The following is a 275-nucleotide window of genomic DNA, read 5'->3' as shown; positions in this document are numbered from 1 at the left end:
GAAGTCGGCAAAACCACCGGCACCGTGACCACCACTGCGCCAAATGACGCACTGACCGGCCATGCGCCGCTGACGAATGCGATCACCGGCGTAACTGGCGGCAACTACGAAAACCTCGTGGCCGACAAAACACCAGTCAGCACCACCGTGACTGACACCGTCGACACCACCAACCTGTCGCTGTCAGCGACCGGTACCGTGGCTGAGGGCGGCTCAATCGTCTACACCGCCACCCTGACCAACGCTGCTGGCTCGCCAGTCACCGTGACTCTGTC

The 275-nt window shown here is 62.5% G+C and carries 1 protein-coding gene; it reads left to right on the top strand.

The features are described 5' to 3' along the window. On the top strand, positions 1–275 hold a 275-nt coding region (locus K5E40_RS34635), incomplete at both ends, for an immunoglobulin-like domain-containing protein (protein ID WP_221734454.1).

The organism is Pseudomonas baetica (genome assembly GCF_019733355.1).
Lineage (GTDB): Bacteria > Pseudomonadota > Gammaproteobacteria > Pseudomonadales > Pseudomonadaceae > Aquipseudomonas > Aquipseudomonas baetica_A.
This window is presented reverse-complemented; position numbering and strand designations above follow the sequence as displayed.